The sequence below is a fragment of the Dehalobacter sp. TeCB1 genome (assembly GCF_001707455.1).
Taxonomy (GTDB): domain Bacteria; phylum Bacillota; class Desulfitobacteriia; order Desulfitobacteriales; family Syntrophobotulaceae; genus Dehalobacter; species Dehalobacter restrictus.
Map to the genome: position 1 here is coordinate 49,237 of NZ_MCHF01000014.1, position 21,046 is coordinate 70,282.

Below are 21,046 nucleotides of genomic sequence, written 5' to 3' on the forward strand. Positions count from 1 at the left end.
TCTTGTATTAAACTAAATCAAATAGCGCAGAACAAGGTAAACCGTACTGATGGCGACGGTGATCAGCATTATGGGGAAGCAGACTTTAAAGTACTGGCCGAAGGTTATTTTGTATCCCGCTTCCTCGGCCATACCGGAAGCCACGACATTGGCGCTTGCCCCGATAATGGTGCCGTTTCCGCCCAGACAGGCCCCCAGTGAGAGCGCCCACCATAACGGTGTAATGTCCATTCCGGTCAGCACGCCGACTTCCTGAATCAGCGGGATCATGGTCGCGGTAAACGGGATGTTGTCAACAAAGGCCGAAGCGATCGCGGAAACCCAGAGAACGGCCATTCCGAGTAAAAACATATCACCGTTGGTTTGCTGAACAATACTTTTCGCAAGCACCTCCAAAACTCCGGCCCGTTCCAGACCGTCCACCAGCATAAAAAGACCGGCAAAGAAGAAGATCGTTTTCCACTCGACTTCTTTAAATACTCTCTCCGGGTTGACTCCGGAAATCAGCAGAAGAAGGACTGCTCCGGTCATTGCTACGACCGAAGACGGATAATTTAAAACGCTATGCAAGATAAAGCCCAGGATGGTCAGGCCCAGTACGATTAGGCATTTAGTAAGGAGCTTTTTATCCTTGATTGCTTCATATTCGTTGAGCAGCAGGACCTTTTTTTTATTCTCTTCTTTTGTATGGAGATATTTTTTATAGACCAGCAGAAATGCTCCAATGGTGACGAACAGGATAGGAACAATGATTGGCGCAACATTAATAACAAAATCCATAAAGCTTAAGCCTGTTTTCGTCCCGATCATGATATTTGGCGGATCGCCGATCAGGGTCGCCGTGCCGCCGATATTCGAAGCAAAGATCTGGCTGATGACGAACGGGATGGGCTTTATCTTAAGGTCTTTTGTTACATCCAGCGTGATCGGGAGAATCAACAGAATTGTGGTTACATTGTCCAGAAAGGCTGAAGCAATCGCTGTAATGAAGGAAAGGTACACCAACACTTTCCAGGGTTCTCCTTTGGCCAGCTTGACAACTTTAATGGCCAGAAATTCGAACACACCGGTGCGCTGGGTGATCATAACGATCACCATCATGCTGATCAGCAGGGCAAGTGTATTAAAGTCGATGGCTTCGTAAGGATTCTCATGGTCTAATAGCCCCGTAAGCGCCATCAGAACGCCGCCGCCGAGCGCGATGATCACTCTGTCGATCTTTTCAGTAACGATGAGCAGATAGGCAGCTGCAAAGATAATGACAGACAGTGTCATGGCAGGTGTGAATTCCATTGCTGAAAGGCCTCCTTCGTCTTTTTCCTTCGTCTTTTCTGCATCGGTATACATAGGGTACGGCTTCGACAGTAAACTTTTTCCTAATACATTATGGCACTCCTGGCAAATTAATCAACAAGTATCCGGCTAACAGGTTCAATATATTTTTATTTTCCAAATTCTTTATTTTCTTATATAATAGGATAGGAATTAAGATAGATAGAGATTAAAATCAAGATCAAAAAGATCGTTTCTATCTGAAGAGGAGATACAGGAGGGTACAATGGACGAAAAAATGGCCAAATTGAAGGAATACCTTCAAATGGAGACGGAGATTGCATTTGAAGAATTCAAGACGTATTATACCGGTGTGATTGAACAGCTGAACAAAACATATAGCGAGATGGACCAGGCTGCCTGTTTCCAAGCCAGGTATATCTGCAGTATCATTCAGGGCAATGCCGAATCTCGTGCCCAGAGAAGTAAAGTGAACGGTAAAGCTTTCAAAAAAATGGCTGCCAAATGCGGGTTCTGGGTCGATGCGATTGATCATCGGCTGAAAAAAGAAGGTATGACGCAGAATGAAATTGACGTGGCAATGGGTGAGATAAATAAGGATGCTGAGCAGTAAAGACGTTCTGGATTTATCGGCGAAAAGGGCATGGATGGAGAATCAGCGATGATCATTATCCTATCACATCAATTTCTTGATTTTGATGCGCTTGCAGCGATGGCCGCAGCCCAAAAGCTATGTCCGGAAGCCGTATTGGTAATCGACGGCAAATACAGTTCTTATGTACAGGAATTTTTATCGCTGGCCAAAGAACAATTGCCTTACTACCGCTTCAAAGATATTGACGTGGACAAGGTAGAAAAGATCATTCTCGTGGATACACAGGAAATCGAACGGTCCATCGGCAATAAAAAGCTTATGGACAGGCTTCGGACCATCCCAATTGAGATCATTGACCATCATCCTGTCGTCGAACCGGATGGTCAGAACCAGATTATTGAAATGGTCGGAGCCTGTACGACGATTCTGGTCGAACAGATTCAGCAAAGAGGCATAAACCTGACCAGTTTCGATGCGACGTTAATGGCTCTGGGAATTTATGATGACACCGGAAGCCTGCTTTTTGCAAACACAACACCGAGGGATCTGCTGGCAGCCGCCTATCTTGTGGAAGAAGGGGCTGAGCTTGCCGTTATGGCGGAGTATCTGCAGAGACCGCTTACCTCGGAGCAAAAGGACTTATTCCAGCAGTTACTGGATAACGGCGTGATCGAAAAATATAATGAAATGCCGGTTTTTATCTCTTATGCCGAAAGCAGGGAGTATTTTTCAGGGCTGGCTTTGCTTGCGCACCGGATCGGTGAATTTGAGAATGCGGAGATCTTTTTCCTCGTCGTGAAGATGGAAGACCGGGTCTATCTTGTCGGCAGAGCAAGAGGAGGCAGCAGCCTGCCACTCAATGAAATTGTTCAGGCTTTTGGCGGCGGAGGCCATGAAAAAGCCGCTTCAGCCGTAATCAAAAATGGCAATATAGACAGCATCATCAGGCTGTTACGAGAAGAGATCAAGCTGAGGGCAGAGAAACCAACGACGATACGCGACATCATGAGTTATCCTGTTAAAACGGTTTTCCCGGATACCTCGATCGAAGAGGTAGGCAAGATGCTTCTAAAGTACGGGCATACCGGTCTGCCTGTTGTCCAGGATGAAAAACTTGTCGGGATTATCTCGCGCAGGGACGTGGACAAGGCCTTGAAACACGGGCTGCAGCACGCTCCGGTGAAGGGGTTTATGACCCGGGACGTGATCACGGTCCAGCCGGATTTAAGTTGGGAAGAAGTCCAGAAGCTGATGGTTTTACATGATATCGGCAGAATCCCGGTGGTGGAAAACGAGATCCTTACCGGCATTGTGTCGAGATCCGATGTGATGCGGCTCATTTATGGCAGCGTCGTACCGACCTTAAATGAGCTTGCCAGAGACAGAAGCATAGCCAGACGGGAAGAGATCCTGCGGCATATTACAGGGCTTCCCCAGTACATTCAGGATGATCTGGCGGTAATTCGGGAAGCCGCTTCGGAAATGGGGAACCAGGTCTATCTGGTTGGCGGTTTTGTCAGGGATTTACTAATGAATATGCCGAACAATGATCTGGATATAGTTGTCGAAGGCAACGGGATTGAGCTGGGCAGGATTCTGAGTAAAAAACTGACTTGCGACAAATTGGTCTTGCATGCATCCTTTGGCACGGCCAGTCTGATTTTCTGCAACGGCACACATTTGGACATTGCTTCAACCCGCCGGGAGGATTATGATTTTCCCGGAGCTTTGCCGGTTGTGGAGGAGTCAACCCTCAGAGAGGATTTGCTCCGGAGAGATTTCACCATTAATGCCATGGCTTTATGTTTGAACGAAGACAACTTTGGCGATATCATTGATTATTATGGCGGTTTTCGTGACCTGCAGCAAAAGGAAATTCGTTTCTTGCATAACCTCAGCTTTATTGACGATCCTACCCGGATGCTCAGAGCGATAAAGTTTGCCGTTCGGTATGCGTTCAAACTTGCCAAGGTGACGGTGGATGCGATACCAATCGCCTTAAAAGAGGACGTTTTTGCCAAAATCAGTGCGGAACGCTTTACGGAAGAACTGATCCTGATCTATAAGGAAGCCAAGTTTCAGCGCATGGGCCGCGAATTAATACGGAACGGTATTTTCAAAGCCTGGTTTAAAGCAGATTATGCCTGGAATTTTGAGGAGGCGGAGTCCGTCGGTGAGCAAAGGTCATTGACTGAACGATGGCTCATCAGCCTGAAAAATCTGGACAGTAATGAGATTTCCGCTGTTTTGGACAGACTGACCTTACCTAAATCTCTCAAAAGGATTACGCTGGAATACCTGCGGCTGAAGCAAGCCTTGAAACTGGAAGATCTTAGCGATCTGAAAAACCTTGATGAATTACTTGCAGGAGTTCCGTTATTGTTGTTTAATATTCTTGGCAGTGATGATGCCTATACGGACCCTCTGAAAAAATACCGTTTGCTGCGCGAGGGAATCCAGATGAAAACAACCGGAAAAGATCTGCGGCAATCAGGCGTCAGGGAAGGACCGGAAATCGGCAGCATCCTGAAACAAATTCGGCTGGCCTGGCTCGAAGGAAAAATCCGGACTCCGGATGAAGAAAAAAGGTATCTCGAAATCCTGCTCGAAAAGAATGATAGAGCTGATTGCATAGATAATAAACCAATATAAAATAGATCTTTATGAATTGTAAAATTCTGAAGGGAGAAATGACTTTGAGAAACAGAATTTTTAGCGGTATGCGGCCGACAGGTTCGCTGCACATAGGACATTTAAGCGTTCTGCAGAACTGGGCTGCGCTCCAGGATGAATATGAATGCTATTTTGGCATTGTCGACTGGCATGCGCTGACCACTGGTTATGAAGATAAGCTTGACCTTAAGGCTTTAATCAGAGAAATGGCTCTGGACTGGCTGAGTGTCGGAATAGATCCTGAAAAGAGCGCGGTGTTCATTCAATCCCAGGTCAAAGAACATGCGGAACTTCACCTTTTGTTCTCCATGTTTACGCCGATTTCGTGGCTGGAAAGAGTGCCGACGTATAAGGATCAGCTCCAGCAGCTCGGAAACGAAGGCAAAGACCTGCATACGTATGGTTTTCTCGGTTATCCTTTACTGCAGGCGGCGGATATTCTCGTCTACAAGGCCAAAGCCGTCCCGGTAGGAGAAGACCAAATCCCGCATATCGAACTTTGCCGGGAAGTCGGACGCCGTTTTAATTACCTGTATGGGAACGTTTTTCCCGAACCGCAGGCCCTTATCGGCAAAGTGCCGCTGCTGCCGGGTGTTGACGGTCGAAAAATGAGCAAAAGCTATAACAACGCAATCTCGCTTACAGCCTCAACGGAAGAAATCAATATCAGGGTCAAACAGATGATCACGGATCCCGAGCGCCTCCGCAAGGACGACCCGGGACATCCGGAAGTCTGTGTGGTTTCCAAGTTTCATCATATTTATACGCCGGATATAAAGCGGGTCGAAGAAGAATGCTGCGCCGGCAAAATCGGCTGCGTCGCCTGTAAGAAGTATCTGGCTGAAAACATCGATAAAGTGCTTGCCCCCTATCGGGAAAGAAGATTATTCTGGGATGAAGACGGCAAGGTTGAAAAAGTACTGCAGGAGGGCGCCGAAAAAGCCAGGATTACCGCTGCAGCAACCATGGCGGAAGTCCGGTCAGCGCTGGGGATCTGATGGATGATGCTCTAAAACGTGCCCCTTATGTTGAAATCCCTAATTTTCAAGGCCCTTTGGATTTACTCCTTCATCTGATCCAGGAGCATAAAGTTGATATTTATGATATTCCGATCGCGCTCATTGCCGATCAATTCATCGCTACTGTCCGCAGATTAGAAGCGCTGGATATGGAAGTGACTTCGGAATTTCTGGTGCTGGCGGCCCATCTGTTGTATCTGAAATCACGGCAGCTGCTGCCAAAACCGCAAAAGACCGAAGAGGAACTGCTGCTGGAAGAAGAGATGAAACAAGACCTTGTGGAAAGGCTTGTCACCTACAGGGCTTTTAAAAACATTGCCTCGTTTTTGAGTTCGAGGGACGAAACACTGGGCAGCAGGTATTTCCGGGAAATCGATCTTGAAGAGATCCTTTCCAGAATCCCGCCGCCGAACCCTTTGCAGGGCATTGTCATGGAGGATTTGTTCAAGGCGTTCCAAGCTGTTCTGGAGCGGGTTGAAAAAGGTGAGGATATCCAGTATGTACAGGTCGAAGAAATCCCTGTGGAGATGATGACGAGCGACATCATGCGCAGAATGATCCTACATCCCAAAGGGCTGAAGTTCAGTCAGCTTCTAAGATACGGATCGAGGGTAGAAATTGTGGTAGCCTTTATCGCTTTGCTTGAGCTGCTCAAAGAAGGAAAGGTCAGGGCGGAGCAAAGCAAGGAGGCCAATGAAATATTTTTGGTTCCAACCGAAAAAGCTTGGGACTTTCGAAATGAGGAATCGGGATGATGCTGTTTCAGGATACGGAAATTGCTGCCCTGGAAGCTTTGCTTTTTGTGGCCAAGGAACCGCTGAGCATGACGAAAATTGCAGAGATACTGGAGATACCGGCCGATCATGTGCCTGAATTTCTGCAGGCACTAAAAGACAGATATGAAGATCCCGCGAGCGGTTTGGTGCTTATTGAGCTGGAACAGGGTTTCCGGCTCGGAACGAAGCCTGAACTTGCCGGTTACATCGAAGTCTTGTACAAACATCCTTCTCAGATACTATCGAATGCAGCGTTGGAAGTCCTGTCGATTATTGCTTACAAACAGCCGATTACCCGCGGCGAAATTGATTTCATCCGCGGCGTCCAATCCGACCGGGCGCTGGCCACGCTGGTTGAAAGAGGGCTGGTCAAAGACTTGGGACGGAAGGATGGTCCGGGACGGCCGATCCTTTACGGGACAACCGAAGATTTCCTTATCCACTTTGGCCTGAAATCTATTCAGGATCTCCCGCCGCTGGAGCATACGGCAGAAGAGGAAGAGGAAGCTTAATCGATCAGACAGGAATTATTCTTATCGGAAGTTGTCCTTTTCTGTCGGATGTGCTAAAATAATTGGGCAAATTGAATATTTTTAGGGATAGAGGCGCAGTGCTTAAGAGTAATGATTCCGAGATGCCAGTCGATGACGAATAAAGAAAGGAAACACTGCCGAAGCCGGATGATGGCCAAGAGTCGGGCTGGGTTTATACTGAAAGAGTATAAAACTGTCATTCTGAAACGGAATGAAGCGCTATTCGGAACCTTTCAAATTACCGGCGTTTGATATGCCGGGAAAATAGGATTTTTCAGGTTTACGGGTAGTATCCGTAAACTTTTTTCGTGTATTTGAAAATACGGTAAGCGCTTTCTGATACATCGAATTTCAGCTTAGGCTGCCGCCAATTTACCTTAATAGGAGGATGCGACCATGTCGAATAAATCATTGCCTTTTTCCAGTCAGGAAATTGAAAGAATTGCCCAGGAGTATGGAACGCCTTTTCATATTTACGATGAAAAAGCAATTCGGGAGAACGTACGCAGGCTTCAGGCTGCCTTTGCCTGGAATCCAGGATTTAAGGAGTATTTTGCGGTAAAAGCAACACCAAATCCGTATATTTTAAAAATTCTGGCCGAAGAGGGAACAGGCGCAGACTGCAGTTCTCTTCCAGAACTTATTTTGGCCGAGAAGGCCGGGTTGAAAGGAGAAAACATCGTATTCTCCTCAAATGATACGCCGGCAGCCGAATTCTGCAAGGCCAGGGACCTCGGAGCGATCATCAATCTGGACGATATCACCCATATCGATTTTCTGGACAGAGAAGCCGGAATCCCTGAAATGATCTCTTTCCGCTATAACCCCGGTCCGCTGCGCGAGGGCAATACGATTATCGGAAAACCCGAAGATGCCAAATACGGACTGACAAGAGAGCAGCTTTTTGAAGCGTATGCCAAAGTGAGAAGTCTCGGTGCCAAAAGATTCGGTATTCATACCATGGTAATTTCCAATGAACTTGATCCGGAGTTTTTTGTCGAGACGGCCCGGATGATGTTTGAACTGGCGGTGGAACTGAAAGAAAAGCTCGGTATCCGGATTGAGATCATTAACCTTGGCGGTGGGATCGGAATTCCGTACCGGCTGGGTCAGGATCCTGTAAATCTGGAATATGTCGGGAAACGGATCAAACAGGTTTACGAACAACTGCTTGTTCCGGCAGGACTGGACCCGTTGAAGGTCGCCATGGAGTGCGGACGGATGATTACAGGACCTTACGGTTATGTGGTCGCCAGAGTGCTTCATAAAAAAGAAATCTACAAGAACTACATCGGACTCGATGCCAGCATGGCTGATCTGATGCGTCCGGGGATTTACGGGGCTTATCATCATATCACGGTTGTTGGGAAAGAACAGTTGATACCGGACCATCAGTATGATGTGACCGGAGGGCTTTGTGAGAACAACGATAAATTTGCGGTAGACAGGATTTTGCCCAAAATGGATATCGGGGATCTTGTGGTCATTCATGATACGGGTGCCCATGGACATGCCATGGGATTCAATTATAACGGCAAGCTCAGATCAAAAGAACTTCTTCTGAAAACTGACGGCCGGGTTGAGACGATCAGAAGAGCCGAAACCATTGAGGATTATTTTGCGACGCTGGATTTTGACGGGCTCAATTAGCCCTGTCAATTAACGCAGCATTCAGTGCGCTGCCGAGCAGGAGTATAACACAGCTCCAGTACAGCCACAACAGAAGAATGATGATGCCTGCAATGCTTCCGTAGGCCAGGGTATAGCTGTTGAAATGATTCACGTAATAGGCAAAGGCCAGAGAAATAATAATCCATCCGCCTGCGGAAAATAATGAACCAGCAAAGTAACTCCGGATCGGATATTTGTTGTGGGTTGCGATGATATTCAGCAGGATGAAGATCATAATCAGAAAAATAAACTGGATAAGCAGGCGAAGGTTCTGCCAGATGAGCGGAAATATGTTGTCCGGCCCTAAAAGATAGACAAAAATATTGGCCAGTTTTTGACCGAAGATTAATACCAGGAATGAACCAACAATAGCCAGCGCAACGATAACAAAAAAAAGCAAAGCCGAAAGTTTTAAACGAAAAAACGACCAGGTTTCCTGAAGACCGTAGGCTTTGCCGGCTCCTCTCATCAAGGCATTGATACCATTCAAAGATGCCCACAGAGCGCCAATCATGCTTAAGACAAGCAAAGCAGGGCTGCTGCGGACGCTGAAGACCTCAATGACAATGGTCTCAACCATTTGGATGGTTTCGGCAGGCAGCAGGAACTTAAAACTGTCGAAGAACTCCACATTGCTGATGTCCAAAAAACCGACCAAGGTCAGAAGGAAAATAACAAACGGGAAAAAGGACAGGATGATGTAGTAGGCAACCTGTCCGCTAAGCGCAAATAATTCATTGATGGAGATAATTCGAACATACTTCCGGAAAAAGCTACGCCAGTTCATATTTGTTAGCCCCGCAGTTTTGAACAAGTCTGATCGTTTAACTTTTATAAAATGTTATTTAATTTCAATGTTTCTGATTTCGGGACCTCCTGTAGCAGGAACGTCAGAGTATTCAATTCAGCCATGGAATGGCTTTTTTCTTTGTACTTAACGTATTGGGAAAGGCGTTTGTAGGAAATTTCTATATTGTTCAGGATACTGTGATTAAGAAAAATGGACCACCAATCGTGCAGTTTGGTCCAATGATCATAGGTTTGCTGTATCGTTAGGGAGGCTTCGTCCCATTTATCAGAGGCGATCAGAAGCTCGACCTGATCCAGATTATCCAGAACAGCGCCGGAAGTAGAATCGATCCTGTCGGCCACCCATAAGGTCGATCCGATTAGAATCACGAAACCCAGGATAATGGTGAGCGTCGAACGCATGCTGTCTCCTCCTTTTCAAAAGAGAATATTTATTTGGAATTATTTGTTTGGGTCTGCTTTTTGCTGAATATAGAGCTTGCGCTGGGAGTCGATGCTCGCAAAAAACACCTTCTTAATATCCGGAACATTTGCTTTGGTCAGTTCCTTATTTAACCATTGAATATTGACACCCGATTTTTCCAGATTCTTTTGCTGGAGCTTACCGTCCATGATCAAGGCTAAAGGCAGACCTTCAGCTATTACCTGCAGCTTCAAATCCTGCGTATTCACCGGACGTTTGCCTGTTTTGGGGATAACACTAAGCTGACCGTTGGTTTCTAAAATCGCATATTCTACATCGGCGATGTTCGGCAGATTTTTCGCCCGGAGCTGTTCAAGCAGATCACTGAGGTTGTAGCGGAGTTTTCTGAGTTCTCCTTCAAGGATTTGCCCCTTATTGATCAGAATGGTCGGTGTACCGCAGATGATACCGCGGGCTTTTTCACTCTTTAAAGCGATCTCCGAAATGGCTAGACCGAGCAGAAGCAGGATCAGGACCGGAAATAAGCCCGCCATCAGCGGAATACCGGAATCCTGACTCGGGATAACGGCAAGTTCGGAAATCATCAGAATAATAACAAGCTCAAAAGGCTGGAGCTGACCAATTTGTCTTTTACCCATGACTCTTAAGACGAGGACAATAATCAAATAGAGGATAATCGTTCGAACAATACCGATCAGCAATGGCGTGTGCTCCTTTCGGTCCATATCTCTATTAATTTTTTCCCTGTCCGGGCAATTTATTCTCAATTTCCTGAAAGTTATGAGGAAAATGCCATATGATTACCAAAAAAATCAAGAAAATGGAGTGTTTAAAATCTTCCCAAGAACTTTGTTTTGATATACAATGAATAGAATGATAGAATTAATTTGGAAATTCATATTTTTTGTAGAATAAGGAGGAAAGCCCGTGTTCGAAAACGACATACTGGTTGCTGGTGCAGATCCTGGTTTTGGCGCCATAAAGCTCGATATTGGCGATACGAAGATATTATTTCCTGCACTCATCTGTAATGGTAATGAGAGAATTTTCTCAACCTTGGGCAGAACTGAGCTTGAAAAAGGATCGGATCTCGATATACAAATCGCTTCTCTTGATGTCATTGTCAGAAATAATTCCAGCGGCGTAGAACGGCATTATTTTATGGGAAGCCTGGCCGAGAGTCTGAATCCCAAAGAAGCTCATTATTGTTGGGATGAAGATAAATCTATGGACGAAGAAGCGATGTCTTTGCTGATCGTGGGCTTAGCTTTGGCCCAGCCTTATCCTAAGACGAACATCTATCTCGGAACCGGGGTTCCTGTCAAATTCTACGCCTCTCTGAAAGACAAATATGAGGCAGAATTAAAGGGTTCTTTTTCTGTGACTTTTCTGTCCGGCACATTCAAAGGACAAACGCGCAGTATGAACATTCTCCGTTCGCGAGTGCTGCCTCAAAGTTACGGCGTATTCATCAAGGAAACACTGACTGAAGACGGCAAACCGACCAATCCGAAGCTTTTCGGCGGTTATGTCGTTGTTATAGATCCTGGTTTCAGAACGACGGATATTGCCACATTTTACGATGGCATTATGCTTGATCCGCCGAATTCATTCAGCATTGAGAAGGGGCTGCAATGGGCCTATGCCGGCGTAGCTGAAAAACTCAAAGAAATGACCATGAACCATACCAACCCGATCGAGACGGATGACAAGGAACTTGATAAAATTTTCAGAGTGAATAAAGGATTATATCCGTGGAATAACGGAGCAATTGACCTTAATCCTGTCATGAAGAAGATGCTGGCCCAACTGGCCGCTGATATTTCCAGGGAAATTATGAAGACGCTGAAGCCGATGGCCGGCAGGATTCATACAATCCTTGTCGCCGGTAAAGTCGGGGAAATGATCTTCGAATATCTGAATCTGGAAAATAAGGTTCTGATTGACGATCCTCAGTTTGGGAATGCAGCAGGTTTCCGGATTATGGCCGCAAACCTGGTCAATAATCTTACCAGGAAAGTAAATGTTGAATAATGAAAACAACAGGTCATCTTGTACTCTATATTTCTGAAAATGAAGATTTTGAGCTCTGGAGGGTTCTTTCCCAGATCCCTCCGGAGGAACGGTCCGCTTTTGTCAAAAATGCCCTGAAAACGGCGATTGTTCAAAACAATGAAGCCCGGAATTCTCAGGATCATTGGGCAAGGCAAAATAACGTTCTGCGGCTTGATAAGAGCGCCGGTCAAAGCCCGGTGATGAATGAGGTGGCCATGGAGGAGCTGGGCTACAACACGATTGCTGCTGCGGATGAAAAAGCCATGCGGCCGTTAATGAACGGTATTCCTCAGGGCAGGGGAAATCCCAGACCCGAGGTGGATTTCGACCTCGTACGCGTGGAAGAATTGCTGCAGACCGGTGAGGCAAGGCCCAAGACCTCACTGCCTGGTCTTGACTTCCTGCTTACCAATGTCATCGGTGAAGAAGATGATGAAAAAGTGATTGAATTTGTCCGAAAAAGCCAAACTGCCTCCGGAGAGGAATAAAGCAAAATGTTCTCCGCGGGGCAGTTAATTATTTTGTTAATACAATATTTGGGGTTACGTCATGTACCCTAACCGCTCTTCGGCTGTTGTGCCCTCCCTGGCACAAACAGCCGCGCTTCGCCATCCGGGCTACGCTTGGCCGCGGATAGACTACATGACGTTAAATTTCGCGTGTATTAAGCGATCCTATGCTGAATATGGGATTTGTATAATTTCCTCTGAAGATCAGATGATACTGATCTTATATTTTTTGAACCAGAAATCCAGCTGCAGCAGAAAGGCAAAAAGTCTGGGTGTGTCCATCAGCTGACCGAACCACGGTCGATTGGCATCGGACGACGGATTGGCCATTAAGTCCAGAAGTTGTTTTTTATTCACTAAATCATACAGCGGTGAGGCAGAGTCTTCCAGAACAGTACGAAGTCTGCCGGTGACCATCTCCAGGAATTGCGGATGGTGGGTTTTGGGGTAAGGGCTTTTGCGCCGCCAGAGAACATCTTCAGGAAGTATGCCTTCCAGGGCGGTTCGCAAAAGCCCTTTTTCGCGATTTTGCCAGTACTTCATTTCCCACGGAATATTCCAGACATATTCAACAATCCGGTGGTCACAGAAAGGCACGCGGACTTCCAGACCGGAAGCCATCGTCATTCTGTCTTTGCGGTCAAGCAGGGTGGGCATGAATCTGGTCAAAGTCAGGTAACTGATTCGTTTATCTTTGTCTACTTTGGCGTCCCCGGTCCCCGAAACGGGAACTTCTGAAACGGCTTCCCGGTAGCGCTCTCTTACATAATCTAAAGGTGCGATGATCTGGAGAATTTCCGGTGATAGGATCCGGAGGCGAGTTTGAAGGTCCGTTGACCACGGAAAGGTATCTGCATTTTTAAGATCATCCCGGTGAAACCACGGATATCCGCCAAAAACTTCATCTGCGCATTCCCCGGAAAGTCCGACCGTTACCGACTCTTTGATTCTCCGGCTGAACAGCAGCAGGGAAGAATCAACATCGGCCATACCCGGCAGGTCTCTGGCTGCGGCAGCGTCTGTCAGAGCTTCGACCAGTTCTGCAGTATCCAGAAACAGGTTATGGTGGTTGGTGTTGAAGTAATTGGCCATTTTACGCACCCATGGAGCATCCGGATCCGGCTGATAGTCATTTGCTTGAAAATATTTGTCGTTAGCGATGTAGTCAATAGAGAACGTGGGAAGGATTTTCCCTTCAGCCTGATACTTCTTAGCAGCGATAGCCGTTATGATACTGGAATCCAGACCTCCGGACAATAAAGTCCCTAGGGGAACATCGGAGACAAGCTGACGGGAAATGGCATCGATGACCAGTTCGCGAACATGATCAACCGTTGTTCGGATATCATCTGTATGAGGTTTGTTTTCAAGCTGCCAGTACGGCCACTGTCTTATTCCCTCATACTTAACCAGCATCGCGTATCCGGGTTTCAGTTCACAAATGTTTTTAATAACACCAAAACCCGGAGTCCTGGCCGGGGCAATCATAAAAAGTTCGGCGAGGCCTTCACGGTCAATGACCGCAGGGATATCAGGATGGGCAAGTAGCGCTTTAAGTTCTGAAGCAAAAATGAACGACGGGTATTTATGATAATAAAACAGCGGTTTAACGCCCATTCTGTCCCGGGCCAGAAAGAGAGATTTTTCCCGGCAGTCCCAGATCCCAAACGCGAAAATGCCATTGAGTTTCTGAACGCAATCCACGCCCCATTCCAGATAAGACAGAAGCAGGACTTCCGTATCAGAATGCCCTTGGAAAGAATACCCTTTCGCTGAGAGAGCCTGGCGGATTTCTTCGGTGTTATACAATTCTCCGTTATAAGTAATCGTATAGGCCCAGCCGCCGCGCCAGCGGGTCATGGGTTGTTTTCCTCCTTCAATATCTACAACCGCCAGCCTGCTGTGGCCCAAAGCAATTTCGGGATAAAGCCATTTTCCCCGAGTATCAGGACCGCGGGGAGTAAGGGTGTCGACCATTCTGTCAATGACAGGGCCGGATTCGGACATATCCTGCGTCCAATCCAGCCAGCCTGTAATTCCGCACAAAGCTGTTCACTCCTTAAATAATAAAATAATGATAACTGGTATCACCTAATACTATATATATGACCGTTATAACCGAATGTTTCAAAATAATTTCCGTGAATTCACTTGCCAAATAAAAAGCATTTGTATATAATGATTTACAATAACTGCATAGCTTTAAAGCGAAGATTGAGAATAGTAACCATGAACGGAAAATTACAGAGAGTCGCAGGTTGGTGTGATTGCGGCAGGGAAGTTTATGACGAATGGCCTCATGAGTACGACCCGAAATCATCGATAGTAGGCGTCGTCGGGAATCCTACCCGTTATCATCAGGACGTGTATGATCGTACATGTTTGAGCGGGTATAGTAATATACCAATTTGGGTGGTACCGCAGGAGATATAGCCTCTTGTCCCTTTCTAGGGATAAGGGGCTTTTTGACGTTTACGGATGAGCGGCGTTCTATAGCAAGCTCGAGGGAGGTTAATCGATATGAATACTTCAATAAAATCTTATTACACCAGCAGCGGACTTCTGATTCATTCCGTAACGGAAGAAATTGATAAGTCCTATCGTGAGAAAATCATCATGGAGCTGAATGACGTTCAGGGCGCTTACTTTTGCAGCAGCTTTGAATATCCGGGCAGGTATACCCGCTGGGACATCGGATTTATCAATCCTCCGATCGAGATCCGGACATTTGGCCGAAATATTGAAATAACGGCGTTGGATCAAAAAGGGCTGATCCTGCTGGAATTTATCTATGACGTTCTGAAGCGGGAAACATATTTGGAAACACTGATCCGCGGGCAGTACAAAATAACGGGCAGGGTTGCCCCAAGTCAGGAATTTTTTCCGGAAGAGCAAAGAAGCAGGCAAAAATCCGTTTTTTCTGTGGTCCGCAGCCTGCTGGAAGCGTTTTACTCTGATCTGGACGCTTTTCTCGGTCTATATGGAAGCTTCGGCTATGATCTGATCTTTCAGTTTGAAAGCATCCATCTGAAAAGGCCGCGGGATGAAGTGCAGGCCGATATGATCTTGTTTATCCCCGATGAAATCTTTGTCATTGACCATCAGAAGGATGACTGCTTCCGTATTCGGTATGATTTTGAATTCGGCGGTCTTTCCAGTCTGGGTCAGGCCAAAACGATGCTGTCAGCTGCCGGGAGAATAAAAAATGATGGCCGGACTATTCCGGCGCAGGAAATATCAAACGATACCGAAGGACGATATGCGGAAAAAGTCCGGATTGCTAAAGCGTACTTTAAACGCGGTGACTTTTTCGAGGTCGTTCCGTCTCATACCTTTTATCGGAGCTGTGAGATCAGGCCTTCGGAAATATTTGAAAACTTGACAAAGATTAATCCGAGTCCTTATGGGTTCCTGATTCATCTTGGCAATGAGCACCTGATTGGTTCCTCGCCGGAAATGTTTGTCAGGGTCGAAGGCAGAAGAATCGAGACTTGTCCGATATCCGGCACAATCCAAAGAGGATGTAATGCGTTGGAAGATGCCGAAAGGATTCGTCAGCTGCTGAACTCCCATAAGGATGAGTCCGAACTTACGATGTGCACGGATGTTGACCGCAATGACAAATCCAGGATCTGTGTGCCGGGTACAGTGAAGGTGCTGGGAAGGCGCCAGATTGAGATGTATTCGCACCTGATCCACACTGTGGACCATGTGGAGGGGATCCTGGCCGATGGGTATGACGCCTTGGATGCTTTTATGACGCATATGTGGGCGGTAACCGTGACCGGGGCTCCCAAAAAAGCCGCCGTTCAATGGATTGAAGACCATGAGGAGTCCAACCGGATGTGGTACGGCGGGGCAGTCGGAATCCTTAGTTTTGACGGCCGGATGAATACAGGACTCACACTCAGAACCATCCGCTTAAAAGACGGGATCGCTGGGGTCAGAGTCGGAGCAACGCTGCTGTATGATTCCATTCCCGAAGAGGAAGAAAAAGAAACGATTGTCAAGGCTGAAGCCCTTCTCAAAGTATTGGGTGATGCGAAAGCCGGTATGACTGAAAATAGAAACGATCTGCTCACAGCTTGTTCACCACGGCAAGAAAATGCCGCTGATCCTTTTCAAGTGCTGCTGGTTGATCATGAAGACTCCTTCGTGCATACACTGGCCAGTTATTTCCGTAAAGCCGGCTGTCAGGTGGTCACGATGCGGCACCATCTGGCCAGAGAAGCCTTAAAGAAAGAACGGTATGATTTGGTCGTGCTGTCTCCGGGCCCGGGCAAACCGTCTGATTTTAAACTCCGGGAAACAATCGGGCTCTGTCTGGACAAAGGAATTCCTCTCTTTGGGGTCTGTCTGGGGCTGCAGGGGATTGTCGAATATTTTAACGGAAAGCTCGGCGTATTGGATATACCGGTGCATGGCAAACAATCGGCGTTAAAAATATCCCCGGAATCAGTAATCTTTAAAAAATTGGCCAATCTAAGAGTAGGCAGATACCATTCACTGTTTGCTGAAAAAGTACCGCCGGAACTTGAGATTACGGCCTGGACTGAAGATGGTGTGGTTATGGCAGTAGAAAGCAAAGATAAAAACATTCTAGCAGTCCAGTTCCACCCTGAATCCATCATGTCGATGGATGAGGATCAAGGATTCCGGATCATCACCAATATTTTGTCTATACGAGGAGGTGCCTACGGTGCGTAATCTGACCATTCTGGATTGTACGCTCAGAGACGGAGGACTGACCAACAACTTCCGGTTCCCAGAAAAATATATCAAAGACCATATTCAAAAGATCTCCGAAGCGAAGGTCGATTATCTTGAACTTGGGTATAAAGCAGATCCCGCGTATTATGAACGGACAGCCTACGGCAAACTTAAATTCTGTGATGACAGCGAGATACGTGACATCATCAAAGGAATTCCGGGGCTTCCCAAACTGGCTTTTATGGTGGATGTCGGCAGATTTGACCGGCGATTGGTTGAAAATGCCTCAGTTTCACCGTTCACCATGGGCCGGGTTGCCTGCTATTTAAACCAGATTGAAGAGGCCGTCGAAGATGTCCGCTTTCTGCAAAATAAAGGTTATGAAACAACGCTGAATATCATGGCAATTTCCAGAGAAAGAATCCCGGAAATTGTTTGCGGCTTAAGAAAAATTAAAGCGCAAATCCCTGCAGCAGCAGTCTATGTGGTAGACAGTTACGGGGCGCTTTATCCGGATGATGTCAAAAAGCTGGTATCGCTGTACAAGGAAGAATTAAACGGTATGAATGTGGGAATTCACGTGCATAACAATATGCAGCTGGCCTTCTCCAACACCATTACGGCGGTTGAAAGCGGTGCTGACTTCCTTGATGCGAGTGTCAACGGGATGGGAAGGGGTGCCGGCAACTGTCCGCTGGAATGTCTTTTACCCTATGTCGGTAAGGACAATTATGATTTAAAGCCTGTACTGGCGCTGATTAATGATTACTACACCCATGATGCTAACGAACGTTCCTGGGGCTACTGTCCGAAGCAGCTCTTGACGGGGATTTTTAATCAGCATCCTGTCTATAGTATCCAGGGGGCTGGCGAAGATCTGATCCGAATCTATGATCATTTTCAAAGTGAGGTGCAGGTATGAAGAACAAAACGATTAATTATCTAGGACAAAATGGTTATTTTGGTGCCTATGGCGGGAGATTTGTCCCGGAAATCCTGATACCGGCTGTCGACGAACTGAATCAGGCTTTTCAGGAAATATTACGGGACGAGGACTTTTATAAGCAATACTATAATCTCCTGATGGATTTCTCAGGCAGGCCGACGCCGCTAACGTATGCTGAAGGGCTTAGTGCGTATTTTGGCAAAGCCAAAATCTATATAAAACGGGAAGATTTAAATCATTCCGGCGCCCATAAAATCAATAATGTGCTCGGGCAAGGCCTGCTCATGAAAAAATTGGGCAAGACCAGAGTCATTGCCGAGACCGGCGCAGGCCAGCACGGTGTGGCAACGGCGATCATGGCAGCAAAAATGGGATTTCAGGCGACGATCTATATGGGAGCTGAAGACGCTGAACGGCAATATGCCAATGTCTTCTGGATGAAACAGCTCGGAGCTGAAGTTATTCCCGTGACAACCGGGACGGCAACGCTTAAGGATGCCATTAACGAAGCACTTCGCGACTGGGCAGGAAATTTTGACAACACGCATTATGCACTTGGCACGGCGTGCGGACCAAGGCCATTCCCGGAGATGGTCACTTTCTTTCAGTCCGTAATCAGTAAAGAGATGAAAAAACAAATTAATGAGATTTGCGGCAAGAATCCGGACCGGATCTATGCCTGTCTGGGCGGTGGTTCCAATGCGATGGGCGCTTTTGTGGAATTTCTGCAGGAGCCCGGTGTAGAACTTGTTGCCGTCGAGGCAGGCGGCAAGGGCGAAGCTTCCGGAAAGCATGCTTCGCGGATCGCTTATGCCAAAGCCAAAACCGGCGTCTCTCAGGGCTACAAGACATTGTTTCTCCAGGATGATGACGGACAGATGCTGGATACCTGGAGCATTTCCGCCGGACTTGATTATGTCGGCGTATCACCAATCCTGGCTCATCTGGCGGAAACCAAGAGGGTCCGGGTTTTAGCCGCCACAGATGCCGAAGTCATTGAGGCCTTTAAACTGATCATCAGCAAGGAAGGGCTGATACCGGCACTTGAATCCACACATGCTTTCGCCGGACTTTTCAGGGAAATTGCTGACACCAAACCGGAAGATGTCATCGTTGTCAATATGTCCGGGCGGGGCGACAAAGATATCTTCAATATTGGGGAAGCATTGCAGGATCAGGGCTGGAAAACATTTGTCACGGAAAGAGGTAAGGCATATGCGGATTGAAAAACAAATCGAAGCTATGAGAAAAGAGAAGAAAATACTGCTGATGACCCACCAAATTATTGGCTATCCTGATTTTGCCACCAATGAAAAAGTGATTGAATGCTTTTATAACAACGGGGTCGACCTGATTGAACTGCAAATACCTTTTTCTGATCCGATTGCCGACGGACCGGTATTCACCAAGTCCAACCAGGCCGTATTGGAGAAGGGGATCAAAGTCAGCGATTGCCTGAAGTTTATTGAGAGAATGGCCAGCAAATACCCGATCTCGTTTTTGGTCATGACCTACTACAATATTCTGTACCAATACGGCGTCGAAGCATTTATTGACCGGTGCAAAGAGATTGGCGTCCAGGGAACCATCGTGCCGGATGCTCCGCTCGATGAGGCCAGAACCTACTACGATTATTCCTGCCAACAGGGATTGGCTGCAGTAAGTATAGCGACACCTTATTCCGATTCGAAGCGGCTGCAGGAAATTGCAGATATCGGGAGCGGATTCATCTATTACGTTCCCCGCAAAGGGGTAACCGGCAGCAAAACAACTTTTGGCTTCGAAATTCTGGACGGGATTCAAAAAGCAAAGAAAGAGACCGGCAAAACAATCGCCGTAGGTTTTGGGATTCAAGGCCCGGAAGATGTCGCCCGTTTAATTGGAACAGCCGATATAGCAATCATCGGCAGTAAGATCCAGCAGGTGCTGGAGACTGAAGGGCTGTCCGGTCTGGATCAGTTTTTAGGTGATATTGTGCGTGTTAATAAGGAGGAATGAATGATGGGAATGGAGATAGCTTTAAAAAAACTTTCCAATAGAGAGGATCTCAGTGCTCAGCTGGCGTATGATTCCATGACGGAGATTATGAGCGGTGAAGCCAGTGAAATCTCCATGGCAGCCTTTTTAACGGCACTCCGCCTGAAAGGAGAGACCATTGAAGAGATTTACGGGACAAGTAAGGTGATGCGGGAAAAAGCCCTCAAAGTTGCGTGCGCATCAGAAAATCTGGTGGACACCTGCGGAACAGGCGGGGATGGCGCTCATACGTTCAATATTTCCACAACGGCAATGTTCGTTGCTGCCAGTAATGGCGTAAAAATTGCCAAGCATGGCAACCGGAGCATTACCAGCAAGAGCGGGGCTGCGGATGTCCTCGAAGCTTTAGGGATCGAGATTGCGCTGACACCGGAAGCAATCGGGAAGTGTATCGACCAGGTGGGCCTTGGTTTTATGTTCGCTCCGCATTTCCATGCTTCGATGAAATATGCGATGCCGGTGCGTAAAGCGCTTGGCTTCAAAACCATCTTTAATATCCTCGGCCCATTGGCCAATCCGGCCGCAGCCCCAAGACAGCTGATCGGCGTTTACGACAAAAGCCTTGTGCCCGTGGCTGCGGAAGTATTGAACAGACATCAGGCTGACCACGCGCTCATTGTCCACGGCAGTGACGGTCTCGACGAAATCACCCTGACAGGGTCGACTTATGCGGCAGAACTCAAGGATGGAAAGGTAACCGAGTTTGTCATTCATCCGGAAGATTATGGTTTTTCCTATTGTACGCTTCAGGATCTCGTAGGCGGAACGCCACAGGAAAACGCGCGGATCACCCTGGATATTCTTGCAGGAGGTCAGGGCCCCAAAGCAGACACCGTCATCCTAAATGCCGGAGCGGCAATTTATGTCGGAGGTAAAGCCGGAAGCTTGCAAGAGGGGATCGAGATGGCCAGGGCCACAGTCCGGGAAAAGAAAGCACTGCCGGTCCTTAACGAGTTTATCGCTGTGACTAGACAGCATTAGCATTCGGTAGAAAA

At 47.1% G+C, this 21,046-nt stretch carries 18 protein-coding genes, 1 riboswitch and 1 other annotated feature; of the genes, 13 read left to right on the forward strand and 5 right to left on the reverse strand.

The genetic code is table 11. The features are described 5' to 3' along the window. Positions 1 to 12 precede the first annotated feature (12 nt). Positions 13 to 1,347: an ArsB/NhaD family transporter gene (locus A7D23_RS04365; protein ID WP_019225545.1), complete on the reverse strand. Its 1,335-nt coding sequence runs from the start codon at positions 1,345 to 1,347 to the stop codon at positions 13 to 15. 211 nt (positions 1,348 to 1,558) lie between these two features. On the opposite strand from A7D23_RS04365, the gene A7D23_RS04370 reads away from it, so the two are divergent. The 6 genes from A7D23_RS04370 to A7D23_RS04395 all read left to right on the forward strand — a co-directional run bounded on the left by A7D23_RS04370 (position 1,559) and on the right by A7D23_RS04395 (position 8,539). Next, positions 1,559 to 1,906, forward strand: coding sequence for a hypothetical protein (locus tag A7D23_RS04370; protein ID WP_019225544.1), 348 nt, complete (start codon positions 1,559 to 1,561; stop codon positions 1,904 to 1,906). A gap of 30 nt (positions 1,907 to 1,936) precedes the next feature. After that, positions 1,937 to 4,540 (forward strand): CBS domain-containing protein, encoded by a 2,604-nt coding sequence (locus tag A7D23_RS04375; RefSeq protein ID WP_019225543.1) that lies wholly within the window; start codon positions 1,937 to 1,939, stop codon positions 4,538 to 4,540. Positions 4,541 to 4,584: 44 nt separating this feature from the next. Then, positions 4,585 to 5,559, forward strand: coding sequence for a tryptophan--tRNA ligase (trpS, locus tag A7D23_RS04380; protein ID WP_019225542.1), 975 nt, complete (start codon positions 4,585 to 4,587; stop codon positions 5,557 to 5,559). Then, positions 5,559 to 6,335, forward strand: a complete 777-nt coding sequence (locus tag A7D23_RS04385) for a segregation/condensation protein A (protein WP_019225541.1) — start codon at positions 5,559 to 5,561, stop codon at positions 6,333 to 6,335. The genes trpS and A7D23_RS04385 overlap by 1 nt, the downstream gene beginning before the upstream one ends. Next, on the forward strand, positions 6,332 to 6,868 hold the full coding sequence (scpB, locus tag A7D23_RS04390) for an SMC-Scp complex subunit ScpB (protein WP_019225540.1): 537 nt from the start codon (positions 6,332 to 6,334) through the stop codon (positions 6,866 to 6,868). Before A7D23_RS04385 ends, scpB begins: the two co-directional genes overlap by 4 nt. A gap of 80 nt (positions 6,869 to 6,948) precedes the next feature. After that, a riboswitch (Lysine riboswitch) is annotated at positions 6,949 to 7,119 on the forward strand. 166 nt (positions 7,120 to 7,285) lie between these two features. Beyond that, positions 7,286 to 8,539, forward strand: coding sequence for a diaminopimelate decarboxylase (locus A7D23_RS04395; protein ID WP_068883340.1), 1,254 nt, complete (start codon positions 7,286 to 7,288; stop codon positions 8,537 to 8,539). On the opposite strand, the gene A7D23_RS04400 is transcribed toward A7D23_RS04395, so the two are convergent. The 3 genes from A7D23_RS04400 to A7D23_RS04410 are packed head-to-tail and all read right to left on the reverse strand — an operon-like array spanning position 8,532 to position 10,495. Next, positions 8,532 to 9,347 carry a YihY/virulence factor BrkB family protein gene (locus A7D23_RS04400; protein ID WP_068883342.1) on the reverse strand — a complete coding sequence of 272 codons (816 nt, stop codon included), beginning with the start codon at positions 9,345 to 9,347 and terminating at the stop codon, positions 8,532 to 8,534. The genes A7D23_RS04395 and A7D23_RS04400 overlap by 8 nt on opposite strands. A gap of 44 nt (positions 9,348 to 9,391) precedes the next feature. Then, entirely contained in the window at positions 9,392 to 9,772 is a 381-nt protein-coding gene (locus A7D23_RS04405; protein WP_019225536.1) for a DUF4363 family protein, read from the reverse strand. A 39-nt stretch (positions 9,773 to 9,811) separates the two neighbouring features. Next, entirely contained in the window at positions 9,812 to 10,495 is a 684-nt protein-coding gene (locus A7D23_RS04410; protein WP_068883344.1) for a DUF421 domain-containing protein, read from the reverse strand. A 226-nt stretch (positions 10,496 to 10,721) separates the two neighbouring features. On the opposite strand from A7D23_RS04410, the gene A7D23_RS04415 reads away from it, so the two are divergent. Together A7D23_RS04415 and A7D23_RS04420 are read left to right on the forward strand one after the other, a co-directional pair. Beyond that, a complete protein-coding gene (locus tag A7D23_RS04415; RefSeq protein WP_068883346.1) occupies positions 10,722 to 11,828 on the forward strand; it encodes a ParM/StbA family protein in 1,107 nt (368 codons plus the stop codon). Further along, on the forward strand, positions 11,828 to 12,337 hold the full coding sequence (locus A7D23_RS04420; protein ID WP_068883348.1) for a hypothetical protein: 510 nt from the start codon (positions 11,828 to 11,830) through the stop codon (positions 12,335 to 12,337). Before A7D23_RS04415 ends, A7D23_RS04420 begins: the two co-directional genes overlap by 1 nt. Positions 12,338 to 12,562: 225 nt before the next feature. On the opposite strand, the gene asnB is transcribed toward A7D23_RS04420, so the two are convergent. After that, positions 12,563 to 14,404, reverse strand: coding sequence for an asparagine synthase (glutamine-hydrolyzing) (gene asnB, locus A7D23_RS04425; RefSeq protein ID WP_068883350.1), 1,842 nt, complete (start codon positions 14,402 to 14,404; stop codon positions 12,563 to 12,565). A 155-nt stretch (positions 14,405 to 14,559) separates the two neighbouring features. Next, positions 14,560 to 14,806: a binding site (T-box leader), on the forward strand. A 72-nt stretch (positions 14,807 to 14,878) separates the two neighbouring features. Here asnB and A7D23_RS04430 point away from each other — a divergent pair. The 5 genes from A7D23_RS04430 to trpD are packed head-to-tail and all read left to right on the forward strand — an operon-like array spanning position 14,879 to position 21,032. Beyond that, complete coding sequence (locus A7D23_RS04430) at positions 14,879 to 17,065, forward strand: anthranilate synthase component I (protein ID WP_068883352.1); 2,187 nt, start codon at positions 14,879 to 14,881, stop codon at positions 17,063 to 17,065. Beyond that, on the forward strand, positions 17,058 to 17,990 hold the full coding sequence (locus tag A7D23_RS04435) for an aldolase catalytic domain-containing protein (protein ID WP_068883354.1): 933 nt from the start codon (positions 17,058 to 17,060) through the stop codon (positions 17,988 to 17,990). Before A7D23_RS04430 ends, A7D23_RS04435 begins: the two co-directional genes overlap by 8 nt. Beyond that, a complete protein-coding gene (gene trpB / locus A7D23_RS04440; RefSeq protein WP_068883356.1) occupies positions 17,987 to 19,240 on the forward strand; it encodes a tryptophan synthase subunit beta in 1,254 nt (417 codons plus the stop codon). Before A7D23_RS04435 ends, trpB begins: the two co-directional genes overlap by 4 nt. Further along, entirely contained in the window at positions 19,230 to 20,012 is a 783-nt protein-coding gene (trpA, locus tag A7D23_RS04445; RefSeq protein ID WP_068883358.1) for a tryptophan synthase subunit alpha, read from the forward strand. The genes trpB and trpA overlap by 11 nt, the downstream gene beginning before the upstream one ends. Further along, positions 20,013 to 21,032 carry an anthranilate phosphoribosyltransferase gene (trpD, locus tag A7D23_RS04450; protein WP_068883360.1) on the forward strand — a complete coding sequence of 340 codons (1,020 nt, stop codon included), beginning with the start codon at positions 20,013 to 20,015 and terminating at the stop codon, positions 21,030 to 21,032. The last annotated feature ends 14 nt before the right edge of the window (positions 21,033 to 21,046 follow it).